The sequence below is a fragment of the Paenibacillus harenae genome (assembly GCF_030812415.1).
Lineage (GTDB): Bacteria > Bacillota > Bacilli > Paenibacillales > Paenibacillaceae > Pristimantibacillus > Pristimantibacillus harenae_A.
Window position 1 is genome coordinate 1 of sequence record NZ_JAUSST010000020.1, and the last position, 1,598, is coordinate 1,598.

Annotated in this window: 1 protein-coding gene; it reads left to right on the plus strand. The window is 46.5% G+C overall.

Annotated elements, in window-relative coordinates; genetic code table 11:
* Nucleotides 1–126 precede the first annotated feature (126 nt).
* Nucleotides 127–1,407 carry an IS110 family transposase gene (locus tag J2T14_RS30755; protein WP_307477040.1) on the plus strand — a complete coding sequence of 427 codons (1,281 nt, stop codon included), beginning with the start codon at nt 127–129 and terminating at the stop codon, nt 1,405–1,407.
* Nucleotides 1,408–1,598 lie beyond the last annotated feature (191 nt).

The window sequence follows — 1,598 nt, forward strand, 5'->3', positions numbered from 1 at the left end:
CGGGCAGCATTCCTATAATGAAGAAATACGAGGTTTGAGAAACAAAAAGACTCCTTGGTAAGATGTATATGGGTCCCAGATGCTGGCCAGCGACCGGATCCAAATACAAACCAAGGAGACTACAACATGCATTCTACTCAAAATGCACGAATTAATCAAATTACTTCTTCAACCTTAATTGTCGGTGTAGATATCGCCAAATTCAAACATGTGGCTCGTGCGCAAGACTTCCGCGGAGTCGAGCTTGGGAAGCCACTTGCGTTTGAAAACACCCAGGATGGATTCGAGTTGTTTGTGAGCTGGTTTCGGAAGATCTCAACGGAAAGTGGCTTCGAAGACGTCATAATAGGCATGGAGCCTACGGGCCACTACTGGCTGAACCTTGCTCATTTTCTTAGAGGAAAGCAAGTGATGTACGGCGTTGTAAATCCACTTCACGTGAAGAAGAGCAAAGAACTAGACGACAATTCGCCAACGAAAAATGACATCAAGGATGCTAAAGTCATTGCACAATTGGTCAAAGACGGGAGATACGCCGTACCGAGCCTTCCTCAGGGCGTTTATGCAGAACTGAGGGAAGCGATGAAAATTCGCGATCACCTAACGACTGACCTTTGTGTTGTGCAAGCACGTGTTCATAACTGGCTAGACCGGTATTTTCCTGAGTTTCTGACGGTATTTAAGGATTGGGAGTGCAAATCTGCCATCCAAATGCTGAGCCTTTATAAACTGCCGCACGAGCTTGTTCACGTGCCGGATGAAACCTTGCTGCAGCACCTGAGAGAAGCTGCAAAACGAGGGCTTGGTCTAGGTCGAATCAAGAATCTGAAGGCAGCAGCTAGCTGTTCTGTCGGCATACGAGAAGGTTCTGAGTTAGCTAAGATGGAGCTGAAGCTACTGCTGACACAGTACGAATGGTTTCATAACAAACTCGAAGAATTAGAGTTTAAATTGGATGAACTGCTCAAGCAGATCCCACATGTACAGCAAGTACGGGCCATAAAAGGGATTGGTAGAGACACCATCGCTGGATTTCTAGCTGAGGTAGGTGATATTAGCCAGTACCGTCATCCCAAGCAGATCATAAAGCTCGCTGGGTTGAATTTGAAAACAAATTCATCTGGCACACATACAGGACAGACCAAGATAACCAAGAGAGGCCGTAAACGCCTTCGCGCCTTACTCTTTAGGGTGATGATGCCATTGGTCGCTAAGAATGCAGCTTTCCGTGCTTTGCACGAGTATTACACCGAACGGTCAGTGAACCCGTTGAAAAAGATGCAATCACTCATCGCGTTATGTAACAAGCTTATTCGAGTCCTTTTCGGCATATTGAAAAAGGGACATGAGTTCAGTGAAGAAAAGATGATCCAGGACATCCCTGCAGAGTTACCGCATGCAGCTTAACGCAACGCATTTCAAAGATGATGATCTAAGCCAAAGTTAGATAACAAGAAGCACGGATGAGTCGGAACGACGTTAACATACGGACGAAGATCCTGTCGGGCAGCATATCTGACCTCCACCTCATGGACAGGTTGAATGAAGGAATGTGGGAGCGTAGACTCTGCGAGATGTGGGAGGGTTGACCACCATGA

Coding starts and splice junctions, on each gene's coding strand:
- J2T14_RS30755 (WP_307477040.1), top strand. CDS start 127: ATGCATTCTACTCAAAATGCACGAATTAATCAAATTACTTCTTCAACC.